Here is a 13,707-nt window from a genome sequence, read left to right on the forward strand (position 1 = left end):
AATCCATCCATGGAGGCTCTTCAAAAACGTCCCTGTTTTTGAAGGTCCCGGAAAGAGCCTCCTGCCCACGCCCGCCGAACCTCAGTGCAGATCTCATGGGTGTGGGACTCCACGAAAAGAGTTGAAGTGCGTGAGCCAAAGAACAAACTCAGTGGTGAGCCTTAGCCAACCGCTCCCGCTGCCAGTCCTTCTCAGGCTCATTCAGCACCAACCGCAAATCCATGACTTCTTCTTCGCGGTTGTACTGGATCTGGAACCCCAGGTGCTCGGCAAGCTGCAGCATCGGGCGGTTCTCCGGCAAAACGTTGCCCACCATCTCCATGGTGCCCCGGGAGCGGCAGTAGTCGATCATCTTCTGCATCAGGGCCACACCCAGCCCCTCGCCTTTCATCTTGTCGTGCACCATCACCGCAAACTCGCAGCGCAGGTTGTCCGCGTCCGTCCAGACCCGGACTGTGCCCAGGGTTTCCTCCCCTTCCCCGTCTTCCCGGGGTGCGTTGGCGATGAACACCATCTCCCGGTCATAGTCGATCTGCACCATCTGGGCCACGTCCTCCCGGGAGAAGTGCTTGCGGAACTGGAAGAACCGGTAGCGGATGGACTCCGGCGACTGGAGTTCGTGGAAGGCCCGGTGGGCCGGCTCGTCTTCGGCCAGGACCGGGCGGATGATGACCCGGCGACCGGACTTGGGCAGTACAATCCATTCCTCCAGTTCCCGGGGATAGGGCTGGATGATCGGCTTACCCGGCTTGTCCGCCAGGTCGATGGCCACGTCCACCGCCATGATGCGATCGCTGTCGAACAGCAGCGGCGAGATCTCCAGGCCCCGGATTTCCGGCAGGTCGATGACGATCTGCGACAGGGTGATCAGTACCTCGCAGATGGCGCGGATATCCCGTTCCGGCTGGGTGCTGAATTCCTCCAGCAGCCGGAACATGTAGGTTCGCCGCAGTACCTCCCGCGCCAGCACCATGTTCAGGGGCGGCAGGGCAATCTGGCGGTCGGTCATCACATTGATCTGGGCGCCGGCGGCGCCGCACACCACCAGCGGGCCGAACAGTGGATCCCGGGTGATGCCGACGCTGAAGGCGATGCCGTCGATATGGGTATAGGATCGCTGCACCGCAAAGCCCAGGAAACCGCTGTCCGGGAAGTACTTCTGGTAGTCCTCCATCAACTGCCGGCAGGCGTCGATGATGTCGTCCTCGTTGGTCAGGCCGTGCACGGTTGAGCGGTAGCGGCCCTGGCCTGACTGGTATTCCATGAACGGATGGCAGGCACGCTGGTGCATCAAGGTGACGTCGATGGGCCGACGTTCGACGGCGAAAGCCTCGACAACCTCCTCCACGTCGTCGCAGTACACCGTGGGCACCGTGTTAATGCCGTAGTCGTTGAGAATGTCCCGGGCCTCGCGGTTGGCCAGGTGGTTGCGGCCCTGTCGACGGGCGTTGACGATAATCCGGCGGGTGTTGGCATGGTCGGCGAAGTGGTCGGTGAACGACTCCGGGGTTTCTTGCAACAGCCGTTGCACCCGCTGGTGGTTGACGTGCTGCATGAAGGCCATGACCGCCTTCTCCGGGGAGAAGAACGACGGCACGCCGGCCCGGTAGAACTCGTCACGGGCATCCATCACCGTGCTCTGGCCCAGCCAGCAGGTGAATACGTTCAGCCGCGTGCCCTTGACCGCCTGCACCACGGCATCGGCAATCTGCAGGCTGTCCTCGGTCAGACTGGGGGAATACATGATCAGGACGTTATGGACCTCGGGATCCTTGGCCAGGATCCGGATCGCCTTGGCATACAGGTCCGGCGAGGCATCGTAGTTCAGGTCAATGGGGTTCTTGCGGGTCCAGTACGGCGGCAGGATTTCCGCCAGGGCGTCAATGGACTGACTGGATAAGGTACCAAGCTCTCCCCCCAGCGCCGCCAGCCGGTCCACCGCCAGTACGCCAGGCCCCACCCCGTTGGCCATGATAGCCAGGGACTCCCGCTTCAGGGGGCGCATGCGGGACAGGGTTTCCAGGGCGTCGAACATCTGCCCCAGGCCGTCCACCCGCAGCACACCGGCCCGTTGCAGCATGGCATCGTAGATGGGATCGGCCCGGTGCAGGCCGGCGGGGAGTTCATGGCGTATCCACTCGGATTCCGGCACCCGACCGCTCTTCACGGCGATCACCGGCTTGGTGCGGGCGGCGACCCGTACCGCCGACATGAACCGCCGGGGGTTGGGGATGTTCTCGATATGCAGCAGGATGGCGCGGGTCTGGGAGTCCTGGGCCAGGTAATCGATCAGGTCGTCGTGATCGATGTCCATGGAATCCCCCAGGGTCAGGAAGTAGGAGAAGCCCACACCCCGGGCAAAGGCCCAGTCGATCACCGAACTGGCCACGCTGCCGGACTGCCCCACAAACGCCACCTTGCCCGGCAGGGCGCCCATGTGGGCATAGGTGGCATTCAGGCTGCGGGCCGGCACCATCAGGCCGATGGTGTTGGGCCCCAGCACACGGATACCCGTTTCCCGGGCCGCGTCCCCCACGGAATACATCAGCGGCTGTCCGGTCTGGGAGTGGGCCCGGGACATACCACCGGTCATCACCATGGCGGTGCGGACCCCGGCCTTGCCCAATCGTCGCACCACCTTGGGCACCGTGTCGGGCGGCGTACAGACAATGGCCAGTTCCGGACTGAAGTCCATCTTCGAGACCCCCGATACGCAGGGCACCCCGTGTACTGACTCGTAGCCGTTCTGGTTGATCACCAGCATGCGGCCCGGATAGCCACCGCCCAGCAGGTTGCGAAGCACCATGCCCCCCAGGTTATCGGCACGTTCCGAGGCGCCGACCACCACGATCGACGACGGGTTGAACAGGCTTTCCAGGTAGCGGGTGCCCAAAATGCAGTCTCCTTCGACCAATAACGCCATGGGATAGTGCCTATCTTAGGCCCTGCGTCCTTGATGTAAAACGAATTCCTTATCCCGATTGCTTACGACCAAAGAAACACAGCGAAGGTCAACGATCCCTGTTACCATTGCTTTAACAACTCCAAGTCCAGCGCCGTCAGGACCCTATCGATACATGACTACCGCGTTTTTCTCACATGACGACTGCGCCAAGCACAACATGGGCGCAGAGCATCCGGAATGCCCAGAGCGCCTCAGCCGCATTATCAGTTACCTGGAGGATACCGGCCTGGACCAGGAGCTGGACTGGGTCCGGCCTGATGAGGCCACCCGTGACCAGCTGATGATGGTGCATCCCGAGAAATACCTGCACCAGCTGGACCTGATGCAGCCCACCAAGGGCCGGGTGTTCACCGACCCGGATACCGCACTGATGCCCGATACCCTGCGGGCCGCACGGCTGGCCGCAGGGGCGAATATCGAGGCGGTGGATATGGTGCTCAGCAGTCAGGTGACCAACGCCTTTATCTGCGCCCGTCCACCAGGACACCACGCCGAGCGGGCCAAGTCCATGGGCTTCTGCTTCTACAACAACATCGCCCTGGCGGCCATGCGGGCGCTGACCTTCCATCACCTGGAACGGGTGGCGATCGTGGATTTCGATGTCCACCAGGGCAACGGTACCGTGGATATCGTCCAGGGGGACGACCGCATCCTGATGTGCTCCAGCTTTCAGCATCCCTTCTACCCCCACTCCCACGTCTACCGCCTGCCGGAGAATATCGTGAATGTGCCGGTGCCCGCCGGATGTGGGGGGCAGGATTACCGGGATCGGGTGAAGGATGGCTGGCTGGCGCGGCTGGAGGCCTTCGAGCCGCAACTGATCCTGGTGTCCGCCGGCTTCGACGGCCACCGCATGGACCCCATGGCGGAAATGAACCTGGAAACCGGGGACTACCTCTGGCTGACGGAGATGCTGACCGGACTGGCTGGGGAATACGCCAACGACCGTCTGGTCTCCACCCTGGAGGGTGGCTACCACCTCACGGCGCTGGCCGAGAGCGTGGGTGCCCATGTCGGCGAGCTGGTCAGGGCTGGCCGATAGTCCTGCCGACGGTTCTGGTGTCCCGTCTGAGTACTAGTGTGCCGCACGGCGCACTAGCCGCTGGCGCCACCAAAGGCGTCACGGTCCGCCCGTTGTACACCCTGATTGTCCCCTTCCCGTTCCAGACGAATATTGGTTCGCCGGTTATCCGCCGGATTGCCGGACACCGGATACTGGTCCGCGTGGGAGCGGATCACGATCAGGTCTTCGGGCACACCCACTTCCATCAGGTAATCCGCCACCACCTGGGCGCGCTCCTCGGACAGGGCCCGGTTCTGGATACGACTCCCCATGCTGTCGGAATGGCCATCCACAAACATCCGCGTGATGCTCGGATCCGCCGCCACATAGGTGGCGATATTCCGTAGCAGTTGCCGGTCCCGGTCCGATAACGAGGTACTGCCGGAAGCGAAGGGAATACGGGAACGCTGGATCTGCTCGTAGTTGACCGGCAACAGCCCCGTTACACAGCGGCGATAACCGTCGAATTCGGAACGGAAGTTGATATTGGACAGCCGCACCCGCACCGGGTCACCCTGGTACCGGGCCTGGCGGGTCACGGTGGGCGCCATGCCGGACAGCAGCCCCTCCATCATGGCCATGGCTTCCCGTTGACCCACTTCCACCACCTTGCGGTCGTCGCTGACATCGACATAACCCAGCCGTTGCGTGGGCTCGCCCGGACGCCAGGACGGCGCCTCCACCACCAGCAGCCCACGCCCCGGTCGCATCAGCGGCAGGTCCGCCTCCAGGTAGAAGCCCAGGTCCTCACCGGCCCGGTGACGGAACACCGCACGACCGTAACCGGGCACGTCATGGGTCAGCGTGCAGTCGAACACGGATTCGGACAGGTACCATTCGCTGTTCTCCAGCCCGGCCCCAAAGCTGCGTGCACCAGTGGGCAGGCTGGCCACCAGTCCCCCGGCCACAAGCAGGGCCAGCAGGGCCTTGCGACCCGGCAACCGGTTGTTTGCTGGTGTGTCCGTTGAACAATCGTGTCTGACCATGGCCGTTTCCGGAGATCTGATAAAGGTGCACCTGAGAAGGCTATCGGCGGCCAGCGCGGATTCTTTAGCCCTGACCTTCTGGTATACTCGCGGCGTTTTCCAGAAGGCAACCCTGATACCGGAGACCCAGGCCCCATGACCGATCAGATCACCATCACCCGACCGGACGACTGGCACCTGCACGTACGGGATGGCGATGTGCTGGCGGATGTGGTGCCTGCCACGGCCCAGCGGTTTGCCCGGGCCATTATCATGCCCAACCTGGCCCCCCCGGTGACCACGGCACAGCAGGCCCTGGACTACCGGGACCGCATCCTGGCGGCCCGGGGTGAGCACACCGGTTTCGAGCCCCTGATGACCCTGTACCTCACCGGTACAACCACACCCGACAATATTCGCGAGGCGCATCGGGCCGGCATCCCGGCGGCCAAGCTGTACCCGGCCGGCGCCACCACCAACTCGGCTTCCGGCGTCCGGGACATCAAAGAGATTGACGACGTACTGGCCACCATGGCCGAGTGCGGCATGCTGTTGCTGGTCCATGGCGAGGTCACCCACGACCATGTGGACATCTTCGACCGGGAGAAGGCCTTTATCGACCAGGTGCTGGCCCCGGTGATGGAACGCCATCCAATGCTGCGGGTGGTGCTGGAACACATCACCACCGGCGATGCCGCCGAATTCGTCAAGCAGCACGACGGCGACCGACTGGCAGCCACCATCACCCCCCAGCACCTGATGTATAACCGTAATCACCTGCTGGTGGGCGGCATCCGCCCGCACCTGTACTGCCTGCCCGTGCTCAAGCGCAACGTGCACCAGCAGGCCCTGCGGGACGCCGTGGTCAGCGGCGACCGTCGGTTCTTCCTGGGTACGGATTCCGCGCCCCATGACCTGGGCAAGAAGGAAACCGCCTGTGGCTGTGCCGGGTGCTACTCTGCCTTTGCCGCCATCGAACTGTATGCGGAGATATTCGAGGACCTGGGCGTACTGGACCAGCTGGAAGCCTTTGCCAGTTTCAACGGCCCGGATTTCTACCGTCTGCCCCGCAACAGCGGCACCATCACCCTGAAGCGGGAGCCCTGGACCGTACCGGAACGGCTCCCCCTGGCCGATGGTGCCATTGTTCCCCTGCGGGCCGGCGAAACCCTGCGCTGGCGCCTGGCGTGATTTCAGCCTTTACCCAATCCCGATCTGGAGATGTTGTGACTGACGAAGCCACTGTGAAAGCCCACCCCATGTCTCAGCGCTTCCGGGGCTTCCTGCCCGTTGTGGTGGATGTGGAAACCGGCGGCTTCAATGCCCGCACCGATGCCCTGTTGGAGGTGGCGGCGGTGCTGATCACCATGGACGAGGACGGCTGGCTGCAGCGGGGCGAAACCATCGCCCGGCACGTCAAACCCTTCGACGGTGCCAACCTGGAAAAGTCCGCGCTGGATTTCACCGGCATCGATCCCTGGGCCGAGGATCGGGACGCGGAGGACGAGAAGGAAGCCCTGCGGGCGGTGTTCAACCCCATCCGCAAGGCGGTGAAGGAGCATGACTGCAAGCGGGCGGTGCTGGTGGGCCACAACGCCACCTTTGACCACAACTTCGTGTTTGCGGCAGCGGAACGGGCGGACATCAAGCGCAACCCCTTCCATCCCTTCTCCACCTTTGACACCGCCACCCTGGCGGGCCTGGCCTATGGCCACACGGTACTGGCGGAAGCCTGCAAACGGGCGGGGCTGGAATTCAGCAACAAGGAAGCCCACTCCGCCGCCTACGATGCGGAGAAAACCGCCGACCTGTTCTGCGGCATCGTCAACCGCTGGAAGGCCCTGGGTGGCTTTCCATTGCCGGAAGCCAACGCCCCGGAAAAGTCCGAGGCGGAACAGCCAGATACCGAGAAGTCAGCCAGCGGCTGATCGCCTGCTGCCCTGCTGCAGCAGTCGACTACCAGTGGATACCCCGCATCAGCGCAGCAAAGGCGATCTGCTCGGAGGTCACCCTGGGCTGATCACCCCGCTTGCCGGATGCCGCCGGTGAATCCGGGAACATACGATAGCCGGTATTCATGACGATTTCCCCCAGCTTTGGCGCCACCGCATGGGTGACCTGGGCAAACACCCCCAGCCGGGTGGCAATGCGCTTGGGCCGGTGGATGATCGCCTCGGTCACCATGTCCGCCGCCTCGTCCGGGGTCAGCGTGGGCACCGAGTCATAGATCTTGGTCGGCGCGATCATCGGCGTCTTCACCAGGGGCATGTTGATGGTGGTGAAGGTGACATTGCGATCCGACCATTCCGCCGCCGCGCAACGGCTGAAGGCATCCAGCGCCGACTTGGAGGCCACATAGGCCGAGAACCGGGGCGCATTGGTCAGGGTGCCGATGGACGAGATATTCACCACATGCCCTTTTTTACGTTTCAGCATCCCCGGCGCGAAGCCCATGATCAGGCGCACGGCGCCAAAGTAGTTCAGTTGCATGGTGCGCTCGAAATCGTGGAAGCGGTCGAAGGACAGCGCCAGTGACCGGCGGATGGAGCGACCGGCATTGTTGATCAGCACATCCACCGTGCCGTGGTCTTCCAGCACCTGGGCCACGAAGCCGTCACAGGCCTCCATATCCGCGAAATCACACTGGTAGGCATGAACCTCGGCGCCCCGGCCTCGCAGGGACTCCGCCACTTCCTTCAGCCGCTCCGGCTTGCGGGCGCCGATCACCAGTATCGCCCCGGCATCCGCCAGCCGTTGCGCCGTGGACAGGCCGATACCCGAGGTCGCCCCGGTGATCACGCATACCTTGCCGGCTACCGCGCCCCGCAGGCTGCGGTCCCGGAACAGGTCCGGGTCCATGTTCCGCTCCCAGTAATCCCACAGTACCGTGGCGTAATCGGCCAGACGGGGCACCTCGATCCCACTGCCCCTGAGGACCCGTTCGGACTCCCGGTCGTCAAAGCGGGTCGGGTAGTTGATGAACGACAGCACGGATTCCGGAATGCCCAGGTCCTCCAGTACCGCCGAGGTCAGGCGCTTCACCGGTGGCAGGTTCTTCAGGGACTGGCGGATGAACGGCGGCACGAACCCGAACATCCGTGAGTCCACCCGCATGGCCATGCGCGGTGCGTGGCCGGCCTCGCAGAACAGGTTGAGAATCTCCCCCACCTTGTAGGGTTCCGGGTCCACCAGGTGGAAACACAGGCCGTCCTCCCCCGGCTGATGGGCGATATGGTCCAGGGCGTCCACCACGTAATCCACCGGCACGATATTCAGCCGGCCACCTTCCACACCGATGGTTGGCACCCACTCCGGCAGGGCACGGCGGACTTTCTGGATCATCTTGAAGAAGTAGTAGGGGCCATCTGTCTTGTCCATCTCGCCGGTGCGGGAATGCCCCACCACCATACCCGGGCGGTAGATGCGGAATGGTACCTGGCATTCCTGCCGTACCACGCCCTCGGATTCGTGCTTGCTGCTCAGGTAGGGGTGGTCCAGGTTGGTGGCCTCGTCGAACATGTCCTCCCGGAAGGTGCCCTTGTACAGGCCCGCTGCGGCAATGGACGACACATGGTGGAAACAGCCCGCCTCCAGGGCACTGGCGGCCTCCAGGGCATGGCGCGTGCCCTCCACATTGGCCTGCTGCTGGGTGGCCGCGTCCGAGGCCATGTCATAGACTGCCGCCAGGTGGAAGAAATGGTCCACCTTGCCTGTCAGTGCCTTGCGGGTCTTGGCGTCCAGCCCCAGGCCGGGCGTGCCCAGGTCACCGACCACCGCGTGCACCCGGTCGGATGCCGGTCCCCAGCGCTCTCGCAGAGCTTCCAGCTTGTCGAGGGATTCCTTTCGCACCAGCAGGTGGACATCGCCTCCCCGCGCCAGCAGTTTCTCCACCAGAAAACGGCCGATAAAGCCGGTACCACCGGTCAGAAAATAGTTCATGATGGTTACGTCCTTGGGTTGTTTTTGTCGTTTGTGCACCTACTCATACTGTATGCCATCCCGCTGATTCCTCAAACGGAAATGGCATCGACTTTTATCCACCACCAGACAGGCAGACACCAACATCACATGCATGCCGGGGAACCAGATGCGATAATCCGTGTCCCAATGCATCGACATGGCCGCCCAGATGCGGCTGATCCAATCAGGAGATCCTTGAATGCCCAGCCAGGACAACGCTGACCGTTACATTTCCATTGCACGCGCCTGCCTTCGGGCCATCAACGATACCGCCACCGACAGCGGCAGCCGTGAGGAGAAGATCCAGGCGGTCTACCAGGCCATTGACGAGGCCTTCCAGGCCGAATTCGCCGAGCAGCGGGAGGCCATTGCCGTGATGGCATCGGTGCTCGAACGTATCGCCACCGGTGACCTGGACAACCAGGACGCCGCCACCCTGGCGCGAATCACCCTGGACCAGCACCCGAACGCGGCCAACCAGGGCCGGATCCACTGACCCGAAAACTCCCCAACACGCATAACCCGGTAAAGGATGTACTGAATGAGGATGACGCCCGTCGCCAAGATGAGCCTTGCCCGCTCCGCCGCCCTGTTCACCCTGCTGTGGGTGGCTACCCTGGCCCAGGCAGCCATCGAGCCGGTGAAAAGCCCGGCGGACACCAACGACTACCGTTACCTGAGCCTGGACAATGGCCTGGAGGTACTGCTGATCTCCGACCCGGACGCGGACAAGGCGGCGGCCTCCCTCAACGTGGCGGTGGGCAGCGGCAATGACCCGGAGGACCGCGCCGGGCTGTCCCACTTCCTGGAACACATGCTGTTCCTGGGCACCGAGAAATACCCCAACCCCGGGGAGTACCAGCAGTTCATCAGCAGCCATGGCGGCAGCCATAACGCCTTCACGGCGTTCCAGGACACCAACTATTTCTTCGATATCCAGCCCGACCATCTGGAGCCGGCTCTGGACCGCTTTGCCCAGCAGTTCTCGGCCCCGCTGTTTACGGCGGAACTGGTGGACCGGGAACGCAACGCGGTGCACTCGGAATACAGCGCCTCCCTCAAGGACGACGGTCGCCGCTACTACTCCGTCCGCAAGGCCATCAGCAACCCGGAACACCCCTTCAGCCAGTTCTCCGTGGGTAACCTGGAGACCCTGGACAATTCCGGTGAGCGGCCACTGCGGGACGACCTGATCGAGTTCTGGAAGGACCAGTACTCCGCCAACCTGATGACCCTGGCGGTCTACGGCCCGCAGTCCCTGGACGAGCTGGAGGCCATGGTGCGCCCCAGTTTCCGCGCCATCGAGAACCGCAACCTCACGGAAAAGACCTACCCCCGGCCACTGTTCACCCCGGACACCCTGCCGGCGAAACTCCAGGTGCAGACCATCAAGGATATCCGCCAACTGCGGCTGATCTTTCCCATCCCGTCCCAGCAGGAACACTACCGGACCAAGCCGCTCCACTATGTCGCCAGCCTGTTGGGGCATGAAGGCCCCGGTAGCCTGCTGGACGTGCTCAAGCGTCACGGCTGGGTGGAGAGTCTGTCCGCAGGTAGCGGTACGGATACCGGTGAAGAGTCCAGCCTGGAGCTGACCATGGCCCTGACCGACGAGGGCATGAAACACCAGGATGACATCGTCGCCCTTACCTTCGACTATATCGAACTGGTCCGCACCGAGGGCATTGACCGCTTCCGGTTCGAGGAGGACCAGCAGCTCTCCGAGATCGACTTCCGCTACCAGCAGCGGCCGGACCCGGTCCACCTGGCCATGCGGCTGTCCATGCAGATGCAGGAAGTGGCCCCGGAGGATGTGCTGCAGGCCCCGTGGATGATGACCGACTATGTACCGGCCCAATACCGCGACCTGCTCGGGCACCTGACCCCCGACAACCTGCTGATCGTGGTCCAGAGCAAACAGGCACTACCCGAGGACGCCAGCCGCACCCGGTGGTATGACACACCCTACCAGCTTGATACCGGTATCGAGGTGCCCACCGGTGGCGACCAGGTGGCAGAGCTGTCCGCCCAACTGGCACTGCCAAACGAGAACCCGTTTATCCCCGAGGACCTGTCCATGGTGGACGGCGAATCCATGGAACAGCCGGAAAAACTGGCCACCCTGCAGGACCTGGAGGTCTGGTACGCCCGGGATACCCGTTTCGGCCGCCCGGAAGCCAACATCTTCCTGAGCCTGCGGTCGCCCCTGACCACGGCCTCGCCCCGGGGGCAGGTACTGACCAGCCTGCTGGCGGACACCGTCTCCGTCCAGCTTAACCCCTGGGCCTACCCCGCACAGGTTGCCGGACTGAACTACCAGGTGTATCCGCACCTGCGCGGACTGACGATCCGGACCGGGGGCTACCACGACCGGCTGCCGGCGCTGATGAACCGGATCATGGCCACCCTGGCCGACCCGGAGATTACCGAACAGCGATTCCGCATCGCCCGGCAGCAGTTGATGGACGACCTGCGCAACAGCCTCCAGGACAAGCCCGTGGCGCAGGCGACCGGCTTCGTCCAGGACGCCCTGGTCCAGGGAGCCTGGACCAGCCAGGAGAAACTGTCAGCGGCCGAGTCCCTGACCGTGGAAGACCTGCGGGAGTTCGCCCGGGACTTCACCGCCCGCATGGACGCCGTCATGCTGGTCCATGGCAACGCCACCCCGGCGTTCGCACTGAATACCGCCCAGCAGGCCAACGCCGTGCTGTTCCATGATTCGCAACCGGCCACCGTCAACCGCAGCGCGGTACGGGACCTTCCCGCCGGTGAGACCGTGGTCACCCTGCCGGTACCCCATCCGGACACCGGCTATGTACGCTACAGCCAGGGCAGCAGCACCGGGTTTGACGAACGGGGCCGCTACCGGCTGCTGGCCCAGGTGATCAGCAGCGCGTTCTATGAGGAAATTCGCACCAACCGGCAGTTGGGCTATGTGGTCTATGCAACACCGTTCGAGATGCTGGAGACACCCGCCATCGGGCTGGTGGTGCAATCGCCGGACGCCAGTGCCGATACCATTGATAAAGCCGTGCAGGCATTTGCCGATGACTTCCGCCAACAGATTGGAGGCATGCCGGAGGACGAGCTGGAGCGGGAACGGCAGGCCGTCATCAGCAACCTGATGGAACAGGACCGCCGCCTGACCGATGTATCCCAACGCTACTGGCGGGAAATCGACCGACAGGCCACGGACTTCGATACCCGGGAACGGCTCTCCGCCGCCGTTGAACAGGTCACCAGGGCCGAACTCATGGCGACCTTCGATGCCGCCCTGGAGGACCATGAGGCCAGTCTGCTGGTCACCACCAGCGCCGATGCGGAAGCCTCGGACGATGTCCTCCGCACACTCCGGGATCAGCCGCCAGTTGGCGACTGACCGAATTCGGACAGGAAACGGGCCCAGTCCTCGGGCTCGTCCACATCCCAGCGCGGGGCCAGGGTTGCGACACTGAGCCCCGCGTTGCTTACTGCGGCAACGCTCTCCTCCAGGGCTGTCTCGCTGCCCCAGGCCACCTCCCGCAACATCCCCGGTGTGGTGCGACGGGCGCCGATCAGCACATAGCCGCCATCATCCGATGGACCAAAGACCACATCCGCTTCCTCCAGGGCCGCGACGGCCTGGTCCACGTAATCCGCGTCCACGGAGGGGCAATCGCTGCCCACCACAATGGCCCTGTCGGCCTCCTGCAGGCCTCGCGACAGTGCCTGGGTCATCCGCTCGCCCAGATCCCGCCCCTGCTGGATCAGCTGCCCGATGCCATACCCGGCCACCGCATTCAGGATGGGCCCCGCTTCCGCAGGAGGCTCGTCCAGGTCATGGTCCCAGGCCAGGGCCAGTGGATAGCCGCATAGCCGCAACTGTTCCAGCACCGTCAGGGTCAGGGTGACGTGGGCGTGAAGAGCGCCATCATCCCCCAGGGTCGCGGCCAGGCGGGTTTTCACCCTGCCCTTGTGTGGCCATTTGGCAAACTGGAATATCTGCACCGTCGGGCTCATGGTGAATCCGCCTTATGGGTTATCGGGTTGGTGGAGCGCCGGACATCCGACCGGTACTGACGGGCCAGATCCGCCGGATCGGCACCCCGCCAGTACCGCCAGCGCAGGCGCCACATGAGGAAAATCGTGCGCCAGGGGCCATGCCGTTCCCAGCGACGGCTGTCAGTGACCACGGGGGTACGAATACAGAAAGGTGGAGATATTCGCCGGAGTCGGCGGCACAACTCCACATCCTCCATCAGGGGCATGGACCGGTAGCCGCCCAGATCCTCGAACACCGTGCGGCGGACAAAGATGCCCTGGTCACCAGTGGCAATCCCCGTAAAGCGGGAGCGGGCGTTCATCATAGAGGCTATGACCCGGAACAACGGGCGCCGCCCGCTCAGGCGCACATCAAAACGCCCCCAGGCCCGTTCACTGGCCGAGAAATCCGCCAGCAGCCGGTCAGCCCCGTCCGGCAGTTCCGTATCCGCATGCAGGAACAGCAACACCTGCCCCCGGGCCACCGCCGCCCCCTGGTTCATCTGCACGGCCCGGCCCGGGCTGGACACCGCCAGCCGGTCACACAGCGGCGTCGCCAGAGCCACGGTATCGTCGGTACTGCCACCATCCACCACAATGACCTCGGCAACGGCATCACGCAGGGGCAGAAGCCGCTCAAGGGCCGGCACAATGGAGATGGATTCGTTCAGGACGGGAACTATAACGCTGACAGCAGGCGACCGAGGCACAAGGCACTCCGAGGCAGAAAAAGT

10 protein-coding genes are annotated in these 13,707 nt (G+C 63.8%); 5 read left to right on the forward strand and 5 right to left on the reverse strand.

What is annotated here, in order from left to right; all coding sequences use genetic code 11:
* Nucleotides 1-148: 148 nt before the first annotated feature.
* Entirely contained in the window at nucleotides 149-2,893 is a 2,745-nt protein-coding gene (locus RO069_RS13660) for a bifunctional acetate--CoA ligase family protein/GNAT family N-acetyltransferase (protein ID WP_328188269.1), read from the reverse strand.
* A gap of 184 nt (nucleotides 2,894-3,077) precedes the next feature.
* On the opposite strand from RO069_RS13660, the gene RO069_RS13665 reads away from it, so the two are divergent.
* Nucleotides 3,078-4,007 carry a histone deacetylase family protein gene (locus RO069_RS13665; RefSeq protein WP_328188270.1) on the forward strand — a complete coding sequence of 310 codons (930 nt, stop codon included), beginning with the start codon at nucleotides 3,078-3,080 and terminating at the stop codon, nucleotides 4,005-4,007.
* A 53-nt stretch (nucleotides 4,008-4,060) separates the two neighbouring features.
* On the opposite strand, the gene RO069_RS13670 is transcribed toward RO069_RS13665, so the two are convergent.
* A complete protein-coding gene (locus tag RO069_RS13670) occupies nucleotides 4,061-5,014 on the reverse strand; it encodes a flagellar protein MotY (protein WP_328188272.1) in 954 nt (317 codons plus the stop codon).
* A 135-nt stretch (nucleotides 5,015-5,149) separates the two neighbouring features.
* Between RO069_RS13670 and pyrC the strand changes: the two genes are divergently transcribed.
* On the forward strand, nucleotides 5,150-6,184 hold the full coding sequence (gene pyrC, locus RO069_RS13675) for a dihydroorotase (protein WP_328188274.1): 1,035 nt from the start codon (nucleotides 5,150-5,152) through the stop codon (nucleotides 6,182-6,184).
* 68 nt (nucleotides 6,185-6,252) lie between these two features.
* On the forward strand, nucleotides 6,253-6,921 hold the full coding sequence (rnt, locus tag RO069_RS13680; protein WP_442915373.1) for a ribonuclease T: 669 nt from the start codon (nucleotides 6,253-6,255) through the stop codon (nucleotides 6,919-6,921).
* Nucleotides 6,922-6,949: 28 nt separating this feature from the next.
* On the opposite strand, the gene RO069_RS13685 is transcribed toward rnt, so the two are convergent.
* Nucleotides 6,950-8,932, reverse strand: a complete 1,983-nt coding sequence (locus tag RO069_RS13685) for an SDR family oxidoreductase (RefSeq protein WP_328188276.1) — start codon at nucleotides 8,930-8,932, stop codon at nucleotides 6,950-6,952.
* A gap of 220 nt (nucleotides 8,933-9,152) precedes the next feature.
* Here RO069_RS13685 and RO069_RS13690 point away from each other — a divergent pair, with 220 nt between their 5' ends.
* Complete coding sequence (locus tag RO069_RS13690) at nucleotides 9,153-9,449, forward strand: hypothetical protein (RefSeq protein WP_328188278.1); 297 nt, start codon at nucleotides 9,153-9,155, stop codon at nucleotides 9,447-9,449.
* A gap of 45 nt (nucleotides 9,450-9,494) precedes the next feature.
* Nucleotides 9,495-12,332, forward strand: a complete 2,838-nt coding sequence (locus tag RO069_RS13695) for an insulinase family protein (protein ID WP_328188279.1) — start codon at nucleotides 9,495-9,497, stop codon at nucleotides 12,330-12,332.
* On the opposite strand, the gene RO069_RS13700 is transcribed toward RO069_RS13695, so the two are convergent.
* Nucleotides 12,311-12,952, reverse strand: coding sequence for a TIGR04282 family arsenosugar biosynthesis glycosyltransferase (locus tag RO069_RS13700; RefSeq protein ID WP_328188281.1), 642 nt, complete (start codon nucleotides 12,950-12,952; stop codon nucleotides 12,311-12,313). The genes RO069_RS13695 and RO069_RS13700 overlap by 22 nt on opposite strands.
* On the reverse strand, nucleotides 12,949-13,683 hold the full coding sequence (locus tag RO069_RS13705; RefSeq protein WP_328188283.1) for a TIGR04283 family arsenosugar biosynthesis glycosyltransferase: 735 nt from the start codon (nucleotides 13,681-13,683) through the stop codon (nucleotides 12,949-12,951). The genes RO069_RS13700 and RO069_RS13705 overlap by 4 nt, the downstream gene beginning before the upstream one ends.
* Nucleotides 13,684-13,707 lie beyond the last annotated feature (24 nt).

Source organism: Marinobacter sp. OP 3.4 (assembly GCF_036224885.1).
In the GTDB taxonomy this organism is placed as follows: domain Bacteria; phylum Pseudomonadota; class Gammaproteobacteria; order Pseudomonadales; family Oleiphilaceae; genus Marinobacter.

What these genes read in the sequence shown, in the direction of transcription:
- RO069_RS13670 (WP_328188272.1), bottom strand. Translation starts at nt 5,014, where the DNA reads ATGGTCAGACACGATTGTTCAACGGACACACCAGCAAACAACCGGTTG.
- RO069_RS13690 (WP_328188278.1), top strand. Translation starts at nt 9,153, where the DNA reads ATGCCCAGCCAGGACAACGCTGACCGTTACATTTCCATTGCACGCGCC.
- rnt (WP_442915373.1), top strand. Translation starts at nt 6,253, where the DNA reads ATGTCTCAGCGCTTCCGGGGCTTCCTGCCCGTTGTGGTGGATGTGGAA.
- RO069_RS13695 (WP_328188279.1), top strand. Translation starts at nt 9,495, where the DNA reads ATGAGGATGACGCCCGTCGCCAAGATGAGCCTTGCCCGCTCCGCCGCC.
- RO069_RS13700 (WP_328188281.1), bottom strand. Translation starts at nt 12,952, where the DNA reads ATGAGCCCGACGGTGCAGATATTCCAGTTTGCCAAATGGCCACACAAG.
- RO069_RS13685 (WP_328188276.1), bottom strand. Translation starts at nt 8,932, where the DNA reads ATGAACTATTTTCTGACCGGTGGTACCGGCTTTATCGGCCGTTTTCTG.
- pyrC (WP_328188274.1), top strand. Translation starts at nt 5,150, where the DNA reads ATGACCGATCAGATCACCATCACCCGACCGGACGACTGGCACCTGCAC.
- RO069_RS13665 (WP_328188270.1), top strand. Translation starts at nt 3,078, where the DNA reads ATGACTACCGCGTTTTTCTCACATGACGACTGCGCCAAGCACAACATG.